Annotated in this window: 13 protein-coding genes and 1 pseudogene; 1 reads left to right on the top strand and 13 read right to left on the bottom strand. The window is 37.9% G+C overall.

The genetic code is table 11. The features are described 5' to 3' along the window. Positions 1-119: 119 nt before the first annotated feature. The 10 genes and pseudogenes from I215_RS14430 to I215_RS14385 all read right to left on the bottom strand — a co-directional run bounded on the left by I215_RS14430 (position 120) and on the right by I215_RS14385 (position 14,016). Complete coding sequence (locus I215_RS14430) at positions 120-1,739, bottom strand: sodium:solute symporter (RefSeq protein WP_008992732.1); 1,620 nt, start codon at positions 1,737-1,739, stop codon at positions 120-122. 30 nt (positions 1,740-1,769) lie between these two features. After that, positions 1,770-2,963 (bottom strand): aldose epimerase family protein, encoded by a 1,194-nt coding sequence (locus tag I215_RS14425; protein ID WP_008992731.1) that lies wholly within the window; start codon positions 2,961-2,963, stop codon positions 1,770-1,772. Between the two features lie 18 nt (positions 2,964-2,981). Continuing rightward, positions 2,982-4,487, bottom strand: a complete 1,506-nt coding sequence (gene araA / locus I215_RS14420; RefSeq protein WP_008992730.1) for an L-arabinose isomerase — start codon at positions 4,485-4,487, stop codon at positions 2,982-2,984. Between the two features lie 15 nt (positions 4,488-4,502). Then, positions 4,503-5,207: an L-ribulose-5-phosphate 4-epimerase gene (locus I215_RS14415; RefSeq protein ID WP_008992729.1), complete on the bottom strand. Its 705-nt coding sequence runs from the start codon at positions 5,205-5,207 to the stop codon at positions 4,503-4,505. 10 nt (positions 5,208-5,217) lie between these two features. Further along, positions 5,218-6,894: a ribulokinase gene (locus tag I215_RS14410; protein ID WP_008992728.1), complete on the bottom strand. Its 1,677-nt coding sequence runs from the start codon at positions 6,892-6,894 to the stop codon at positions 5,218-5,220. Positions 6,895-6,909: 15 nt separating this feature from the next. Continuing rightward, complete coding sequence (locus I215_RS14405) at positions 6,910-8,856, bottom strand: alpha-L-arabinofuranosidase C-terminal domain-containing protein (protein WP_008992727.1); 1,947 nt, start codon at positions 8,854-8,856, stop codon at positions 6,910-6,912. A 67-nt stretch (positions 8,857-8,923) separates the two neighbouring features. Beyond that, the gene (locus I215_RS14400) at positions 8,924-10,918 is read right to left on the bottom strand and encodes a glycoside hydrolase family 127 protein (protein WP_008992726.1); all 1,995 of its coding nucleotides are present in this window, start codon (positions 10,916-10,918) and stop codon (positions 8,924-8,926) included. Between the two features lie 297 nt (positions 10,919-11,215). Continuing rightward, positions 11,216-11,899, bottom strand: a pseudogene (locus tag I215_RS14395) (family 43 glycosylhydrolase). A 78-nt stretch (positions 11,900-11,977) separates the two neighbouring features. Continuing rightward, on the bottom strand, positions 11,978-13,516 hold the full coding sequence (locus I215_RS14390; RefSeq protein ID WP_008992723.1) for an alpha-N-arabinofuranosidase: 1,539 nt from the start codon (positions 13,514-13,516) through the stop codon (positions 11,978-11,980). 23 nt (positions 13,517-13,539) lie between these two features. Then, positions 13,540-14,016, bottom strand: a complete 477-nt coding sequence (locus I215_RS14385; protein ID WP_008992722.1) for a RagB/SusD family nutrient uptake outer membrane protein — start codon at positions 14,014-14,016, stop codon at positions 13,540-13,542. A 244-nt stretch (positions 14,017-14,260) separates the two neighbouring features. Here I215_RS14385 and I215_RS14380 point away from each other — a divergent pair, with 244 nt between their 5' ends. After that, on the top strand, positions 14,261-14,950 hold the full coding sequence (locus I215_RS14380; RefSeq protein ID WP_008992721.1) for an NUDIX hydrolase: 690 nt from the start codon (positions 14,261-14,263) through the stop codon (positions 14,948-14,950). A gap of 26 nt (positions 14,951-14,976) precedes the next feature. Here I215_RS14380 and I215_RS14375 read toward each other — a convergent pair whose 3' ends face one another. The 3 genes from I215_RS14375 to I215_RS14365 all read right to left on the bottom strand — a co-directional run bounded on the left by I215_RS14375 (position 14,977) and on the right by I215_RS14365 (position 18,476). Further along, positions 14,977-15,969, bottom strand: a complete 993-nt coding sequence (locus tag I215_RS14375) for a UDP-glucuronic acid decarboxylase family protein (protein ID WP_008992720.1) — start codon at positions 15,967-15,969, stop codon at positions 14,977-14,979. 77 nt (positions 15,970-16,046) lie between these two features. After that, a complete protein-coding gene (locus I215_RS14370; protein WP_008992719.1) occupies positions 16,047-17,243 on the bottom strand; it encodes an MFS transporter in 1,197 nt (398 codons plus the stop codon). A gap of 117 nt (positions 17,244-17,360) precedes the next feature. Further along, on the bottom strand, positions 17,361-18,476 hold the full coding sequence (locus I215_RS14365) for a PQQ-dependent sugar dehydrogenase (RefSeq protein WP_008992718.1): 1,116 nt from the start codon (positions 18,474-18,476) through the stop codon (positions 17,361-17,363). Between the last annotated feature and the right edge of the window lie 238 nt (positions 18,477-18,714).

Raw genomic sequence — 18,714 nt, 5'->3', positions numbered from 1 at the left:
CACACCAAATTAGGAATGAGAGCTTCCATAGCAAATTATCGAATACAACAAAGGCTTGGGAAACTCACTCCAAGCCTTTAATTGTATTTCATATTTTAAAATCAATTATTAGTGATGATTTACTTTCCGTTAAAGAGAATCATCACACCGATTACAATTGCTATAATTAAAATAGAAACTACTACATCTACCCAGTTATAACTGCTCTTATTCTTTTGTTTTTCTTCTTCGGTAATGGTCCCAAAAGTAAGGTTTTTAACCTTTTCTTCTGATGGTGTATTAGTGATTAAACTAACCACAATAGCTAGAATAATACAAAATAAGAAGAACCATGCTCCAAAGGTCAAGAAATTCATATCCCCTAGTGCGAATAGCATTCCATTTGGATCTAGGTCATCTTTAATTAGTTCCAACACAATTCTAAGTGCACCTACTACAAAACCAGTTATAAGGGTTACAAAGGCACCATGGGCATTGATTCGCTTGTGGAAAATCCCCAATAAGAACACCGCTGTAATTGGAGGTGAAATGTAGGATTGTACCTTTTGAAGGTATTCGTATAATACACCTGAGATATTTGCCATAATTGGTATCCAAATAATACCGATAATAACCACAATTACTGTAGCTAGCTGACCCGTTCTCACGAGTTTCTTTTCAGGAGTATTTGGTCGTAGTTTCTTGTAAATATCAACTGTAAACAAGGTTGAACACGAATTAAATACAGAGGCAAGTGAGCTCATTAGCGCCGCTAACAGTCCTGCTGCAACTAGTCCTCTTAACCCTGATGGCAACAAATTACTCATAAGTACAGGGAAGGCTTCATCTGGTGAGTCCCAATGTAATTCTCCTCTCATTTTTAAAGTAAGTGCTATAACCCCTGGTATCAAGAATAAAAATACAGGTAATAGTTTTAAAAGGGCACCAAAAATAGTTCCTCTCCTACCCTCTTGTATGTTTCGAGCAGTAAGGGTACGTTGCACGATGTATTGATCGGTACACCAATACCAGATCCCTACAATAGTACTGGTTATCAATAATGTTGGCCATGGAAAATCAGGATCAGAAGCAGAACGCCACATATCGAGGTATTCAGGAGTCAGGGTAGTTTTCATACTTTCCCATCCCCCTACTTGATTTAGTCCAATAAATGTCAGAACCGCTGCTCCAACAACTAATACAACTGCCTGAACGGCTTCGGTGTACACAACCGCTCGCATTCCTCCAGCGACGGTATAAAGCCCAGTTAGGATTACAGTTGATAATGCTCCTGTCCAGAAATCAATTCCTAATAGCGCAGATACTACAATTCCCCCTGCATAGATTGTTACAGATATTTTCGTAAGTACATAAGCGATGATGGAAAATATTGATAAGACCCATCTAGAACGTGAATCAAATCGCTTTTCTAGGAACTCTGGCATGGTAAATACTCCACTACGGGCATAAAAAGGTAAAAAGACCCAACCCAGCATAAGAACCACCCATGCTTGTATTTCATAAATTAACATGGGAAGTTTATCCCCTGCACCTGCTCCTGCTAAACCAACCACATGCTCTGATCCGATGTTGGAAGCAAATATGGAAGTTCCTACAACGAACCATCCGATATTTCGTCCAGCTAAGAAGTAATCCTCGGTATTGTTATGTTTTTTTCTGATAATCCATACCGCTACACCTGCCAATACTAAAAAGTATAGTCCGATACAAATCCAATCCAGTGTATCTAATGTCTTCATATATTATTCTGTTAGGTTGTTCTTGTTGTTTTATTTAACTGAAAACTTAAAAATCGTTTCACTTATATAGGTCTCACCTGGGTTCAACACCACTGATGGAAAGTCCTCTTGATTTGGTGAATCAGGATAATGCTGAGTCTCTAAACAAAAACCTGAACGCTTGGCATAGGTGCCTCCCGATTTTGACTTCAGTGTTCCGTCTAGAAAATTCCCTGAATAAAATTGTATTCCAGGTTCAGTAGTTAAAACTTCCATATACCGACCACTCTCTGGATCGTATGCAGTTGCTGCATGGCTTAAACCTTGTGCTTCGCTATTGAGTACCCAACAGTGATCATAGCCTAAACCACGCTTAAGTTGTTCGGTGTCTTCATTGATTTGTTTTCCGATTGTTTTGGCTTGTTTAAAATCAAAAGGAGTTCCAGCAACTTCTTTAAATTCACCCGTTGGAATCAAAGTTTCATTCACTGGTAAGAACGTATCGGCATTAATGGAGATTTCATGATCCAATATACCTTTTGAAAAATCTCCAGATAAATTAAAATAAGAATGTTGGGTGAGATTGACCACTGTCTTTTTATCCGTGGTAGCCTCGTACTTCACCTTTAATGTGTTATCATTGGTTAGGGTATAAGTAACAGTTGTATTTAAATTTCCAGGGTAACCTTCTTCCATATCTTCACTTAAATAGTGCAATTGAAGGGCGATGCTTTCGGCATTGGTGATCTTTGTAATTTCCCAAACAACCTTATCAAAACCTTTATTCCCTCCGTGAAGGTGATTTTGACCGTCATTTTGCGCTAAGGTATACTGTGTTCCATCAAGGCTAAACTTTCCATCTGCAATCCTATTTCCATAGCGTCCGATTAAAGCTCCAAAGTACGGTGCTGGTGTTAAATACCCTTCAAGGGAATCAAACCCTAATACAACATCTTCGATTTTTCCCTTTTTATCGGGGACTTCAAGGTGAGTAATAATCCCTCCATAATTAATCACAGAAACCACCATACCGTTGGCGTTGGTCATTGTGTATTTTTGAATGGATTCTCCTGTGGGTAACTTTCCGAAGTCTTCTTGCGAAATAGCAAGACTAGCTTTTTGACTTTTCATCGCATTTTCGGTTTGTTTTGTACCTTCTTTCTCAGCCTTACCCTTACACTGAACGCATAGGAATAACACTGCAAAGAGCAGTAAAAATTGCATGCTGATTTTTAATGTTTTCATAATTTAGAATTTAGTCGGTTACATTCCATGTTGAAAAATATGGTAATAAGCCTCATTTGCATTTAAGGTATCTTTAAAGGATCTAATTCGGGTATCCTGATCAATTACCAATAATTCAATTCCTGCAATGTCGGCAAAGTCCTCCATATATTCTGTATGTAAAGCCTGTGAATATACGGTATGGTGTGCTCCTCCAGCTAATATCCATGCTGTTGTTGCGGTCTCAAGGTTCGGTTTACAATCCCAAAGGACTCTTGCAACAGGTAGATTTGGCAAATCCGCTAAAGGTTTAATTGCCTCTACTTCGTTAACCACCAGACGGAAACGATTCCCCATATCTACTAAGGACGCATTGATAGCTGGTCCTGCAGGAGAATTAAACACCAGGCGAACGGGGTCTTCTTTTCCTCCAATACCAAGTGGGTGAACCTCACATGAAGGTTTTCCTTGAGCAATGGAAGGGCAAATTTCTAGCATATGTGAGCCTAGTACGTATGATTTTTGCTCTCCAAAGTGGTAGGTATAGTCTTCCATAAAAGAAGTCCCCCCTTCAAGACCAGTTGCCATCACTTTCATACTGCGCAACATAGCCGCCGTTTTCCAGTCACCTTCCCCACCAAAGCCATATCCATCAGCCATTAATCGTTGTACTGCAATTCCTGGAAGCTGTTGTAGTTTACCTAAATTTTCAAAAGTATCTGTGAAGGCTTTAAACCCACCCTGATCTAGAAAACTACGGAGTCCCAATTCTATTTTAGCCGCATCAACTAAGGATTGTCTCTGATCTCCACCTAATTTTAATGCCTGGGTGAGATTATATGAGCTTTCATATTCCTCTAGGAGTTCTTTGAGTTCATTATCGCTAACCCCCTTAATATGCTCGATAATATCAGAGGAATCATATCCGTTGACTTCGAAACCGAATCGGATCTGAGCCTCAACCTTATCCCCTTCTGTAACGGCTACTTGCCTCATATTATCACCTATTCTGGCAACTTTGAGATGTTGTAATTCATCCCAACCAAGAACCACACGTGACCATATGCCTATTTGAGACTGTACGTGTTGTGATCTCCAGTGTCCGACAACTACCTTTCTTTTCTTACGTAATCTAGACATCATAAATCCAAATTCACGATCTCCGTGAGCGGATTGGTTAAGATTCATAAAATCCATATCAATGTCATTCCAAGGAATTTCAGCATTGAATTGGGTGTGAAGATGGCATAATGGTTTCTTTAGAATATTTAAACCTTGGATCCACATTTTAGCTGGTGAGAAAGTATGCATCCAGCTAAGGATCCCAATACAGTTTTGCGCACTGTTTGCCTGTATACAAAGTGAGGTAATTTGCTCAGCTGTGGTAACAATGTCTTTATAGACAATCTTTATATTTATACTTGATGATGCGTTAAGTTCGCTGGCAATAGTTTTGGCATTATCAGCCACTTGTTTTAAAGTTTCAGGGCCATATAAGTGTTGGCTTCCTGTAACAAACCAAATTTCTTTTTCAGATGAAATCATTATATATATATTGTTTTATTCTTGTCCGTAATAAGCATCTTTTCCGTGCTTACGCATGTAGTGTTTTTTAATCAGTGAATCTTTTAATCGAGGTGCATCAGGATTAATTTGCAAGGTCAAATATGCCATTCTTGCAATTTCTTCAAGCACTTTACTATTATATACAGCCTTAGCTGCGGTGGGTCCCCAACTAAATGGGCCGTGGTTTCCTAATAAAACCATTTGAACTTCCTGGTGACTCAAACCTTTTTCTTTGAAACAATCCAAGATCTGAATCCCAGTGTTGTGCTCGTAATTTCCTTGTATTAAATCATCCTGCATTGGAGCAGCACATGGAATATCCGCCACCAGATGGTCAGCATGAGTGGTTCCAAAAATTGGAATATCCCTTTGTGCTTGTGACCATGCTACCGAGTAAGTAGCATGCGTATGAGCAATCCCACCAATGTCTTTCCAATGTTTATAAAGGTAAGCGTGTGTTTTGGTATCTGAAGAAGGCCTCATACTTCCTTCTATTACGTTATTATCAAAATCGACAATTACAATGTCCTGGGGAGTGAGCTTCTCATAAGCAACACCACTAGGTTTAATTGCAAAAACACCATGATCTCTATCAACGGCACTCACATTTCCAAAGGTATATATCACCAGATTCAACGCATTCAGTTCCATATTTGCCTGGTAACATTCTTGTTTTAAATCTTTATACTTAGAGCTCATAATCCATCTTTTATTTGTTTGTAACCTCGTGTTCTATAAAATTAGCAAGCATAGAGTAAGAATCCATATGCTCTTGATAGTACTGAATTTGATCTTTTTCAGGATGATATTCCGCTTCAAAAGGACTACCCAATTCTTTACTTGCGCTAATCACATCTGGATAAATTCCAGCTGCAACGGCAGCATATATGGCCGCACCCAAAGCTGGAGCTTGGTCAGAGGCCGCAATCTTAATAGGTTTGTTTAGAACATTTGCAAGAGTTTGCATAATAAGAGGTGATTTTCTTGCTACCCCTCCTATCCCAATTACTGTATCAATTTTTACGCCTTGTTCCTCGAAACGTTCCACTATTTTTTTAGCACCGAAACAAATCGCATTCACTAAAGCTTTAAAGATATGAGGAGCCTTACTTCCTAAATTAAGGCCCATAACAGCCGCCTTTAACTCCTGATTGGCATCTGGAGTTCGTCTTCCATTAACCCAATCCAAAGCTGTTGGAATACTATCTTCTAGAGGAATATTCTCGGCTTGCTCTGAAAGCTTTAAAATAAAGGAATCTTCTACTTCTTTTTTAAGCGCCTGAGCCGTAGTCTGGTCAATAGTTTTAGCGTTGTATACTAAATTGTGTAACGGCCAGCTAAGTACATCTTTAAACCAAGCTAACACATCACCAAAGGCAGATTGACCAGCCTCAAGACCAATCATATTTGGAATGACAGAGCCATCGACCTGACCACAAATACCTTTGACCAGCTGATCTTGGAGGACCTTATTATCAGCCACCATTATATCGCAAGTAGAAGTACCCATAACACGAACCAAGGTGTTATTTTCTATTTTGGCTCCCACTGCACCAGCATGTGCATCAAAAGTTCCAACGGCAATAACGGTTTGAGTACTCAGTCCTAATTTCTCTGCCCACTTACTATTTAAATGGCCTGCAACCTGATCGGATGTAAAGGTATCGCGATAGAGTTGTGCTTTTAGTTTTGTTAGATAAGGGTCCAATTGATTTAAAAAATCATCAGCAGGAAGACCGCCCCAGCTTTCATGCCACATCGCCTTATGCCCAGCTGCACATCTACTGCGTTTAAAACGATCTAAATCCTGGTCTTCACACAACATATAAGTCATATAATCACAGTGCTCCATCCAAGTATAGGCTGCAGATTTTACTTTTTGATCTTCACGAGCAATATGTAATATTTTTGCCCAAAACCATTCTGAGGAATAAATTCCTCCTTCAAAACTTGTAAAGTCCACTCCACCCCAATTTCGGGCCAATTCATTGATTTCATTAGCCTCCTTGATTGCTGTATGATCCTTCCACAAAACCATCATTGCGTTTGGATTATCTTTAAATTCATCCAAAAGCGCAAGTGGAGTCCCCTGGCTATCTAATGGCAAGGGTGAAGAACCAGTTGTATCAATACAAATTCCTTTGATAGCATCAGCTTCCACACCACTTTGAGTTACTACTGTCTTGATGGTCTTTTCAAGCCCCTGGATATGATCCAAAGGATGTTGTCTAAATTGATTTTTGGTGGCCTCGCAATAGAGCCCTTGCTTCCATCTTTCATAATAAGAAACATCTGTGGCAATCTCCTCTCCACTATGGGCATCTAGTAAAACAGCCCTTACGGAATCCGTACCGTAATCCAGTCCGATGACATAGGATTTTTTCATTTTCAATGTTGAATTTTATTTTTCAATTTTCAGTTTAAACACATTCACAGAATAGGGGGATAATTGTACTCCTTTTTGAACATTTACTTTTGTTGTTTCTGGAGCAATATTTTTTGGATTCTCTATAGAATTCATCGCCTTTAAATCCTCACTTGCTAGTACAATTTGCTCTGCATTTTTTCCAGTTTTTACTCCTTTGATATTAAATTTTATCGATTTAGAACTCGAGGCCGTGTTAACTACCTTTACAATAACTTCCGATGTAGAGTCCTCTTTCACAGCAGAGGCATATAAGTCATTTTGACCAATTAGTTTCTCACCCTTTGCACTTACTTTCAATAAATCAGATCCACGATTTGTGGCAAATACCTTTTGGACATAATAATTTGGTGTTCCATAGGAGGAAAGGTTGTCAAACCAAATTAAATCCGGAGTCCATTGCCAAGCTTCGGTATGCGCCATAAGTGGTGCATAAGAGGTCAATTGTACCACATCGGCATTACGCTCCAAGCCCGTCATAAAAGCAGCTTCTGATAAGGCACATTCCCAATTATTCTCATTTTCAGGGCTAGCAATTGCTACACTTTGTGCAGCGTACTCACCTGCAAATATTTTTGGTCCATTTCGATCATAGCTATCATAACGGTCCGCATTTTCTCTAAACCACTCTGGACTTTTATAGTAGTGTTCATCGATGATCTCTGCACCAATTTTGGTGAGTTGCTCCATTCCGTACTCATAATAATCACCATCAGGGAATGGTCCCGAACCAGAAACAATAATGATATCAGGATATTGCTCTTTTATAGCATCGTTAAATACTTTGTAACGCTCAATATAATCTGGTCCCCATTGCTCATTTCCAACGCCAATATACTTTAAATTGAAAGGCTCAGGATGTCCCATGTCAGCTCGTACTTTTCCCCATGGGGTATCTACAGAACCATTAGCAAATTCAATTAAATCAAGAGCATCTTGAACATATGGGTCTAATTGATCCATAGGCACTAACTCACCTGTATTAAATTGACAAGCAATCCCACAACTTAAAATAGGTAGCGGGGTTGCCCCTATGTCTTCTGCCAACTGAAAATATTCAAAGAAACCAATTCCAAAACTTTGAAAGTAATCAGGAGTTGAACGATGAGAAAACTCCGTATTCCATCTATTGAAAAGAATTTCACGGTCTGCCACAGGACCAACAGTTTTCTTCCATTGATACCGCTCAGCTAACGTTCTACCCTCTACAATACATCCACCTGGAAACCTCAAAAATCCTGGGTCCATATCCGCAAGTAGTTGAACTAAATCTTTTCGCATTCCATTTTCTCTATTTTTCCATGTATTCTCTGGAAACATGGAGATCATATCAAGATCGATATCACCTTGACCACTAAAAGTGATTTCTAAACTCGCTTTTTCCACCGTAGCATTAGAGTTAAATTCAGTTTGATACTTTTTCCAATCACCTTTTGAGACCTTCACTGAACTAGATCCTAATACTTTTCCATTCTCATCAACAAGTTTAAAATGAACATGAGTAACTCCTCCAGCATCGTTAGAGGCTAAAAAGGATAGGCGGTAGTTTTCATTTTCATGAACTCCAATTCCTCTAAAACCTTTATTGATAAGTTTATAACCACTAGCATCCTTTATTTTGACTCTAATAAAATTGTGATTAGTTTGCTGTTGTGAATACTTTACTGGTACAGCAATTCCTGAATTTTTATTATAAGAATGACGATCGCTTTTAGGCTGCTCCCATCCCATCAGTGGTGAATCAAATTCAAATGATCTGTTTTTGATTAACTCCGCATACAATCCCCCATCAGCAGCGAAATTTATATCCTCAAAAAAGATTCCATACATCGTGGGTGCAATTTCCGCAACACTACTTGATGCATCAACATCAAGAGTGGTTGATGACTGTGCTGATACTAGGCCACTAAAACAGACGAACATACTGCTTAGAATCGTCGTCTTTATAGTATTAAAATTAATTTTTTTCATTGTGTTAGTTGATTTTTTATTATTGCTGTTTACTAGGGATCCAAACCTTCATTTTACCAATACCTCTATTTGACCAGGCATAGTAAGGAATGGCCGTTAGACTTTCATTTGTAATAACATTAACTCCTTTTAGTAATTCAGGTTTCCATACTACCTGATAGTCGTCACCTGAATTTAATTCAATGGAATCAAAGTTTTCTTTATTGTCTGCCTCTTCAATAGCATACACTATTGGACCGTATTCCAAGGCTAGTTTACCAAGGTTATCCTCCACTTTATCATTGGTAATTACTTCTCTTGGCTGCATAGGTAGATTTAAACTTAAGGTCTCGCCTTTTTTCCAATCTCTATTAATTGTAATATATCCATCCTTTAGAGTAGCATCAACGAGTTGATCATTAATTTTTAACTCAAACTCTGAGGTCATATCGTCCTTATATTGATATAGCGTTCCTGGAAGAACCTCATTTCTAAGCCAACCTGGAATTCTTAACTTTAAGGTAAAATTAGCTTCCTTTTCAGGGGTTACTGTAAAGTTAACCAATCCATCCCAAGGATAGTTGGTCTGTTGGTCAATCACTAGGCTCGTTGAAGGTAAGTCAATTTGTGCCTGGTTTGCTACATAAAGATTTACAAAAATAGTGTCATCTTTTTTAGAATACACTAATTCAGGTAAAGAAGGTAAAAAGCGAATCATATTTGTAGGACAACAAGAACAATCGAACCATTCTTGACGCGTACAAGATCCTCTATTAAACTTATAAGTACCATCTGATTCCAACGCATTGGGGTAAAAGAACTCCGTACCACTAAGTGAAATACCAGAAAGTAGACCGTTGTATAGGCTACGTTCTAATACATCCATATATTTAACATCTCCAGTTAGGTTGTGTAGTCTGTGATTCCAATAAACATCACCAATCGCTGCACATGTTTCACTATAGGCAGTAAGGTTAGGTAGCTCATAATTAGCCCCAAAGGCTTCTCCATCATGGATTGCTCCAATCCCACCAGTGATGTACATTTTTTTATTGACCATATTATCCCAAAGATTATTCACCGCATTGAGATATGCAGTGTCCTTATCTATGGCGGCAATATCGGTCATACCAGCATACATATATACTGCCCTAACTGCATGCCCAACAACCTCTTTCTGTTCTGTAACTGGAAGATGATCCTGCGCGTAATCCCCAAGAGAAGGTCTGTTATCGTGATGTCCTCTTTGATCTAAGAAAAATCGAGCTAATTCTAAATAATCTTCATTTTTTGTGATTCTATATAATTTTACAAGTCCCGTTTCAATAACTTGATGTCCTGGGACTTTTTCAATTTTCCCTTCACCTGTACCAAATGTTTGAACTAACAAATCTGCATTTTTAAGTGCAATGTTTAAGAAGTTTCTCTTACCTGTAGCTCTATAATGAGCCGCAGCAGCCTCATACAAATGACCAGCATTATAGAGTTCATGACTCGCCTCAATAGATTCCCAGCGGCTACCATCAACAACTCCTACCCAATTTGCTGTGGGTTTGTCAGGATCGATAGTTCTCCAAGTGGTCAAATAACCATCTTTTTCTTGGCCAATTTTTACAATATCAATTAAAGAATCTAACAATTTTTCCAACTCGGCATTGGGTGCACTGATTAGAGAATAAGAAGCTCCCTCTATTATCTTATAAACATCGGTGTCATCAAAAGGCATCACCCCTCTAGCCTCTCCTTCCATTTCGCCTCCAGCGATTAAAAAGTTTTCAAATCGTCCTTCCTCATCACACTTTTCTAGTGCAAATTCGATAGTTTTATTTTGGATACGTTCTATTACCGGTAGCCAAAAATCATCTTTTAATTGTACGTGTTTGATATCCACAGACTCAATTGGATAGCCTCTATCAACCTCTTTTACCTCAGTATTTTCTTCAGATGTAGACTTTGAATTACATCCTACAATTACCAATAATAGGCTCAGTAGCGATACAGTATAAAAATAAAGTTTTTCATTTAAACGTTTCATCTTAATTGGTTTTGGAAGATTAACTTAATAAGTGTGCAATTTACATTTTATAATTTAAAAAACAACTTCATGTTATAATTTATTCAATTCTTTTGAAGATAAAATGGGCCAGTGCTCAGAATCCCACTCTAGCTCAAGTACTTTTAATTTGGCTTTCCCATCGTCGTGGGCATCGTAAGCATGAAAAAACATATAGTCTTTTTGGTTAAAAGTATAAACACTATTATGACCCAATCCATACCAATTATCATTGCCCTGAAGAATTACACTTCCCCCACCATCAAATAAGGAAACCCCTTATTTATCTACATATGGTCCAGTTACGGTTTTAGATCTTCCCACTACTATTTTATAGGTGCTTTTTTCTGCTCGACAACAATAATCCCAGGATAAAAACAAATAATAATATCCATTTTTTCTAAAAATAAAAGGCGCCTCTAGAGCTGCGTTTCCAGCATCGGTTTCTGGCAGATTAAAATCACGATTACGTCTGGTAATAGTGTGCCCCTGTTCTGGTTTTTCTATGGTTTTTAAATCATCACTTAAACGAACTAACTTTAGGCCTTCCCAGAAAGAGCCAAAGGCTAGTCATGATCTATTTTGCTCATCCATAATTAAGTTTGGATCAATGGCATTCCAAAGATCTCTATTTGGTATGGATTGAACTACAACTCCTTGGTCTTCCCATTTAAAATTTTCTGAATTACTATCGAGAGTTCTATTAGTTACCAAACCTATTGCAGAGGTGTTTTTACCAAAACTAGATATCGAATAATATAAATAATACATCTCGTTATGAAAAGCAATATCGGGAGCCCAAATAAGGTTTTTAAATCCAGGAACTACAGCGTTGGTCCAAGAAGGAGCCTGTTTAAAAACAGGCTCCACTTTTTTCCAATTCTTCATGTCTTTGGTACTAAACCATGAAATACCGTGACCTGTAGAGAATATATAATAACATCCATCTTGCTCTATTGCCACTGGATCGTGAACTACAAGGTCCTGAGAACAAAGCCCATCGTAATCCAAAAAAAGGCCAGTACGGTAAATCTTTTCATGTTAATTCACTTCAAAAACCACTACTGAAAATGGTGCCATTTCCACAGATAGGTTTCCTTTTTTAAATTTAAAATCATTAAATTCCTCTACCTGTATTTTATCAGGATTGTCAAAACTATTATGGTTGTGAACATCATCAGAACTCAAAATGCTTGCAACGGCCTTTTTCAGATTTAAACTTGTAAGATCCAACGCTACATCATGTGCTTTATTCATATCCACATTCACAAGGGAAATATGAACCTTTCCTTGAGAATCTTTAGAGGCTGATACCGAAATCGCAGGAACTTTTTCCCCTTGATATTCATACGAATCAGTCTCAAGTTCAATTTCTAAGCGTGTCGCATCTTGATGGACAGCATACATCTTCATTACGTGATATGTTGGCGTTAAAATCATTTTCTCATCATCTGTAAGAATTACGGCTTGAAGTACGTTAACTGTCTGTGCAAGATTTGCCATTTTCACTCGGTCACTGTGATTGTTAAAGATATTAAGTGTCGCACCTGCAATCATAGCATCCCTCATGGTATTTTGTTGATACAAGAAACCTGGATTGGTTCCTTCTTCAACATTATACCATCCTCCCCACTCATCTACAATCAAATCAATTTTTCCATCTGGGTCATATTTATCCATAATAGCCGTATGCTTTTGAACCAAGGTCTCCATATTTAAGGCTCTTTCAATAGTTTTGAAATACTGGAGCTCATTAAAATCGACGGCAGGACCCTTAGACTCCCATTCTACAAATGAATAAGAATGTAGCGCTACTCCTTCGATAAGATGCTTTGGAACATCTCTCATTAAGACCTCTGTCCAGTGGTAGTCATCCACATTGGCACCAGAGGCAATTCTGTAAATTCCACTATCATTATCCCAACTACTCATAAAAGTAGCATATTGTCGGTACAGGTTGGCATAATATTCAGGAGTCATATTTCCTCCACATCCCCACATTTCATTTCCAACACCCCAATATTTGACACCCCAAGGATTCTCTCTTCCATTCTCACGTCTTAAATTGGCCATAGGGCTCTCACCATCATGATTAACATACTGAATCCAGTCAGTGAACTCTTGTACAGTACCACTTCCGATATTTGCCGCTAGGTAAGGTTCAGCATCTAATTCCTCGCAAAGGTTTAAAAAATCATGTGTACCAAAGCTATTGTCTTCAGTCACTCCTCCCCACCATTGATTCACTATAGTAGGTCTGTCCTCTCTAGGACCGATTCCATCTTTCCAATGATAGGTGTCCGCAAAACAACCTCCAGGCCAACGAAGATTTGGAATCTTTATCTCTTTCAAGGCCTCTATGATATCGGTACGCACTCCGGCGGTGTTCGGGATTTCACTATCCTCGCCCACATAAAAGCCCCCATAAATACACCTTCCTAGGTGTTCTGCAAAATGCCCGTAGATATGCCTACTTATTGTGGGAGCATTTTCTTGCTCTTCCACCACTACGGAGGACTGAGCGGTAGCCAAGCCACTTGCAACAAGGGCTCCTGTCAGTAATAAATTTTTAATTTTCATGAATATATAGTTAATAGTTAGATTTAATTGGCGGAATTAGGTTCAAGATTTGGATTAACATCTAGTTCAGTCTGTGGTATTGGAAGATACTCCTTCCCAGGTGTCCAGGTACTAAAATCTGGATCGTGAGACTTCAACATATCCAATTTAGTATCATCATATAACCAACCCCACCGTATAATATCGTGAATTCGAATACTTTCAATGGCAAATTCCAAAGCACGCTCATGGCCCAGTTGATCGCGCATCTGTTGCTGGGTCATATTAGGTTTAACATCTTCTAAATCTGGTAAATTAGCTCGATCGCGAACCATTTGTATGTATTGATAGGCCTCTGAGGTTCTACCAAGCTCATTTAAAGCCTCGCCATACATTAACAATACATCGGCATAACCCATAAGTCGATAATTGATTTCGGATAATTCAACCGACCCTTGGCTCTCGGTAGAAAAACCTAAACCATCATGGGTATATTTTCTTGGATATATGGCGTCTCCCATTCTTTAAGTGTTTGAATAAAATCATGGTTGCTAGATTGATCAATAAGTGTGGTTTTTACATTTCCAAATTAATTAATAATTTTTAACAAATACAAATAAATTCTTAGAAAATTTATTGTCCTATTGTTAGAAAAATGAATATATCGCAATGACCATCAATAGTACCTGGTCCGTTAAAAAACAAAGAAACTGAAATTGCCAAAAAAAGCGTAATTTTACACCTATTTTGTATAAATTCACCCACATGTTAAATAGTTACAGTAAAGAAGACAAAGTGTTATTAGCAGTCGATTGTATCATTTTCGGCTTTGACAAAGAAGAACTTAAAATACTTTTAATTAAAAGAGATTTTGAACCTGAAAAAGGAAAATGGTCTCTAATGGGTGGCTTTTTACAACGTGCCGAAACCTTGGATGATGCGGCTAATAGGATTCTTCAAACCCTCACAGGAATCAATAATATTTACATGGAGCAATTATACGGTTTTAGTAAAGTTGACAGGGATCCAGTAGAACGTACCATTTCTGTTGCTTATTTTGCGCTAATTAATATTGAAGATCATAATGAAGGGCTTATTGAAAAATACTCAGCACGGTGGTTCAATGTAAAAGAAGCTCCAGAATTAATATTTGACCACAATGCAATGGTAAGTCACGCCATAAGGAGACTTCAGTACAGAACCTCCAATAAACCTATTGGTTTTGAGCTCCTTCCAGAGAAATTTACCATGCGTCAACTTCAAAAATTATACGAGGCGATTTTGAATGAAAGATTGGATAAGAGGAATTTTATTAATAAAATTAACAACCTAGATATCTTAATCAAATTAAATGAAAAGGACATGTCATCATCTCGAAAAGGTTCGTTCTTGTATGAGTTTGATAAAGAGAAATATGATAAAAAGGTTGAAGATGGATTCACTTTTAAAATCTAGCCTGATTTATTACCCCTACCTTTAGATTACTTTTTATTGCGGTCTGCAAAATCGCGATGATCCTTTTTATACAACTCATCAGTTGGTAAGGCTTTGAAATACTCATAGGTGCGTTGCATTCCAATTTCTCGATCTACCTTTGGCTCCCACTGAAGGATTTCTTTTGCCTTAGAAATATCTGGTCTACGTTGTTGAGGATCATCTTTTGGAAGTGGCTTATACACTATTTTTTGATGAGATCCCGTTAGCTTTACTATTTCTTCTGCAAAATCTTTTATTGAAATTTCCGTAGGGTTACCAATATTTACTGGGTAATGATAATCACCCATCAATAAGCGGTAGATTCCTTCAACCTGATCATCTACATAGCAGAAAGATCTGGTTTGACTTCCGTCACCAAAGACTGTTAGATCTTCACCTCGTAAGGCCTGTCCAATAAAAGCTGGAATTACACGTCCATCGTTTAAACGCATTCGAGGGCCATAGGTATTAAAGATTCTCGCTATTCGTGTATCGAGATCATGAAACCTGTGATAAGCCATAGTTATGGACTCCATAAATCGTTTAGCCTCGTCATAAACACCTCTAGGACCAACAGGGCTAACATTACCGTAGTACTCCTCGTTTTGTGGATGTACCAAAGGATCACCATATACCTCAGAAGTAGATGCTACGAGGATTCTAGCATTTTTATCCTTAGATAAACCTAATAAATTATGGGTTCCAATTGCCCCCACTTTAAGGGTTTGAATTGGAATTTTTAAATAGTCAATTGGACTTGCTGGTGAGGCAAAATGAAGTACATAATCTAGTGTGCCTGGGATATCAACAAAAGTAGTTACATCGTGATGTCTGAATTCAAAATCTACATTTGATCTAAGATGTTCAATATTATTTAAACTGCCAGTGATAAGATTATCCATGCCGATAACATACATCCCTTCCTTTATAAACCGATCACATAAGTGTGAGCCTAGGAATCCAGCTGCACCAGTAATTAAAATTCGCTTCTTGTCCACTTTATAAGTCTCTTTGAAGCGAAGGTAATTAAATTTGAAACAATTTCCGATTCAATAAATCGGTTCTATGTTATTTATTATTTTGAGTCTTGAAGAACTACTTTTTCTTTGGCTACTTTTTGATTTCTAACATACAAAATCACCAAAGCAAGAATTACACCTGAACCTGCTAGAGCTGCACCTACCATGCTAGCTGAAGTAAAGCCATATCCGACGGCAATAGGCAAGCCCGCTAAATATGCACCTGATGCATTGCCCATATTAAAGGCGCTCTGATTGGCAGAAGAACCTAACATTTCTGAACCTTTTGCACTGTTAATAACTGCCATCTGTATAGGGGTAGAAACCGTAAAGGCGACCATTCCGATAATAAAAGTCATTAAAAGTACTGCTATACCTGTTGGAGCAACCATTACATTTAACAATAGCATAAGAACCATTGTTACTAGGCTAATAATAACTGCTTTAAGTGGTGAAAACAAATCAGCTAACTTAGCTCCTATAAAATTACCTATAACCATCCCAGAACCTGCGATAATCATTCCATAACTTACCAAATCTGAACTCAATCCCGCTTCTTCAGTAATTAATGGGGCGATGTAGCTATACCAAGCAAAGAAGCCTCCAGTACCCACTGTAGTTAGAAGAACAATCCCCAAAAAGTCTAAGTTTTTAAAGACTTTAAATTCACTTTTAATATTTTGATTTTTGTTTCTCTCTATGGCAGGCATCCAAAAGTGAATGCTCAACATGGTTAAGATCCCTATTACTCCAACTATTAAAAATGAAATACTCCAGTGAAAATGATGACCCACGTATGTCCCCAGAGGAACCCCAATAACATTAGCAAGGGTCAATCCTGTAAACATTGTTGCGATAGCTTTGGCGGATTTTCCTTCCGTTGCAAGCTTCCCTGCTACCACTGCACCGATTCCAAAAAAGGCGCCATGTGGAAGTCCTGATAAAAATCGTGCTATTAACAATAAACTGTAGTTATTAGCAAAAGCTGATAGGGTATTGAAAATGGTAAACCAAACCATTAAATACAATAACATTTTGTGAGGTGCCCATTTATTCCCTACAACAGTTAATAATGGAGCTCCAACAACAACCCCTAAAGCATATGCTGATATAAAGTGCCCAGCTTGTGGTATACTTATACCCAAGGCACCGGCAACATCGGGAAGGATACCCATGATAACAAATTCAGTCATCCCAATTCCGAATCCCCCAATGGCTAGTGCTAATAGTGCTTTTTTGTTTGTAATAGACATATGTTTACCCAAATTTCAATGGGCAAAAATACGCTAAATTTATCGCAAACACTTGTGCTTAATTGTCAAGTTTATGTGAAATAATACCCAAAGAAATATCTCTATTTCTTAAATATCTTATTCAGACTTAGGCACCAATTTAACGATGCCTGTACCTTCAACTCCAACATACAAATAGCCATCAGGTCCTTGTCTTACCTCACGGATTCTTCCAAGTCCTTCCATTAGTTTTTCTCGAGAAGTCACTTTATTATTTTCGATTTCAAGCCTTTCTAAATACCCAAACTTTAATGATCCAACCATTAGATCTCCCTTCCAATCTGGATAGATATCAGAGGTGACAAAAGCCATTCCACTAGGCGCAATAGAAGGCACCCAGTAATACAACGGTTGCTCCATCCCTTCTTTCTCTGTAAGCTCTGTAAAGGAGGTTCCATCATAATTCTCTCCGTAGCTAATTACTGGCCATCCGAAATTAGCTCCTTTTTTAACTACATTAATTTCATCACCTCCTTGGGGACCATGCTCATGAACCCATATTTCACCCGTTTTATAATGTGTTAACATCCCCTGAGGGTTTCTATGTCCATAAGAATATATTGCTTTGACAGCATCAGGTGTGTTATAGAAAGGGTTTGATTCTGGTATACGACCATCATCATATAAACGATATACTTTCCCACCATCTCTAGTAATATCCTGAGGGTTTACGTCTCTTTCACCACGCTCCCCTATTGAAAAATAAAGGTAACCTTCATTATCAAATGCTATACGAGAACCAAAATGCTGTCCTTTAGTTGTATTAGGTGTCGCTTTATAAAGTTGTTCTAACTCGGTTAAACTATTACCATTTAGTTTGGCTCTGGCAATTGCGGTATGTCCTCCATCGCCTTCACCTTCATCACTTGCATAAGAAAAATAAATCCATCCATTAGAATCATAATCAGGATGAAGTACTACATCCATTAGCCCACCTTGTCCTCTATTGTAAACTTGTAAACCATGTGAAATTTCAGTTTTCTCTCCTGAATTTACTAAATACAGCTTACCTGACTTCTCAGTAACCAATAAATCTCCATTAGGTAAAAAGGCAATACCCCACGGAATATTTATACCTTCTACAACGGTCTCCACATCATAAGTGATTTTATCTGGAGTCTTTATTGTTTTATCATTCTGAGCACAAGATATCTGAATGGCAACAAATAAAGCTAAAGCAACATACTTTTTCATAATTTAATTTTTTGAAAATTAACCACAGTAAATTAGACAAAAATTTACCACATGTTTGAGAAGATAACTCTTAAACATATGTTAAATTAAAAATTACATAAAAATGCTACAAGATTTATTGGTGTATTAAAAAAAAGAATAATACTTTTGTGCCCGCTTAATCGCAGAAACCTATTCTTTAGAATAGAATATATTGAACATTTACACTCGGGGTGTAGCGTAGCCCGGTTATCGCGCC

The sequence above is a fragment of the Galbibacter marinus genome, from assembly GCF_000300875.1.
GTDB lineage: Bacteria > Bacteroidota > Bacteroidia > Flavobacteriales > Flavobacteriaceae > Galbibacter > Galbibacter marinus.
This window is presented reverse-complemented; position numbering and strand designations above follow the sequence as displayed.

What these genes read in the sequence shown, in the direction of transcription:
- I215_RS14410 (WP_008992728.1), bottom strand. Translation starts at nt 6,894, where the DNA reads ATGAAAAAATCCTATGTCATCGGACTGGATTACGGTACGGATTCCGTA.
- I215_RS14425 (WP_008992731.1), bottom strand. Translation starts at nt 2,963, where the DNA reads ATGAAAACATTAAAAATCAGCATGCAATTTTTACTGCTCTTTGCAGTG.
- I215_RS14405 (WP_008992727.1), bottom strand. Translation starts at nt 8,856, where the DNA reads ATGTTCGTCTGTTTTAGTGGCCTAGTATCAGCACAGTCATCAACCACT.
- araA (WP_008992730.1), bottom strand. Translation starts at nt 4,487, where the DNA reads ATGATTTCATCTGAAAAAGAAATTTGGTTTGTTACAGGAAGCCAACAC.
- I215_RS14365 (WP_008992718.1), bottom strand. Translation starts at nt 18,476, where the DNA reads ATGAAAAAGTATGTTGCTTTAGCTTTATTTGTTGCCATTCAGATATCT.
- I215_RS14415 (WP_008992729.1), bottom strand. Translation starts at nt 5,207, where the DNA reads ATGAGCTCTAAGTATAAAGATTTAAAACAAGAATGTTACCAGGCAAAT.
- I215_RS14390 (WP_008992723.1), bottom strand. Translation starts at nt 13,516, where the DNA reads ATGAAAATTAAAAATTTATTACTGACAGGAGCCCTTGTTGCAAGTGGC.
- I215_RS14370 (WP_008992719.1), bottom strand. Translation starts at nt 17,243, where the DNA reads ATGTCTATTACAAACAAAAAAGCACTATTAGCACTAGCCATTGGGGGA.
- I215_RS14380 (WP_008992721.1), top strand. Translation starts at nt 14,261, where the DNA reads ATGTTAAATAGTTACAGTAAAGAAGACAAAGTGTTATTAGCAGTCGAT.
- I215_RS14400 (WP_008992726.1), bottom strand. Translation starts at nt 10,918, where the DNA reads ATGAAACGTTTAAATGAAAAACTTTATTTTTATACTGTATCGCTACTG.
- I215_RS14430 (WP_008992732.1), bottom strand. Translation starts at nt 1,739, where the DNA reads ATGAAGACATTAGATACACTGGATTGGATTTGTATCGGACTATACTTT.
- I215_RS14385 (WP_008992722.1), bottom strand. Translation starts at nt 14,016, where the DNA reads ATGGGAGACGCCATATATCCAAGAAAATATACCCATGATGGTTTAGGT.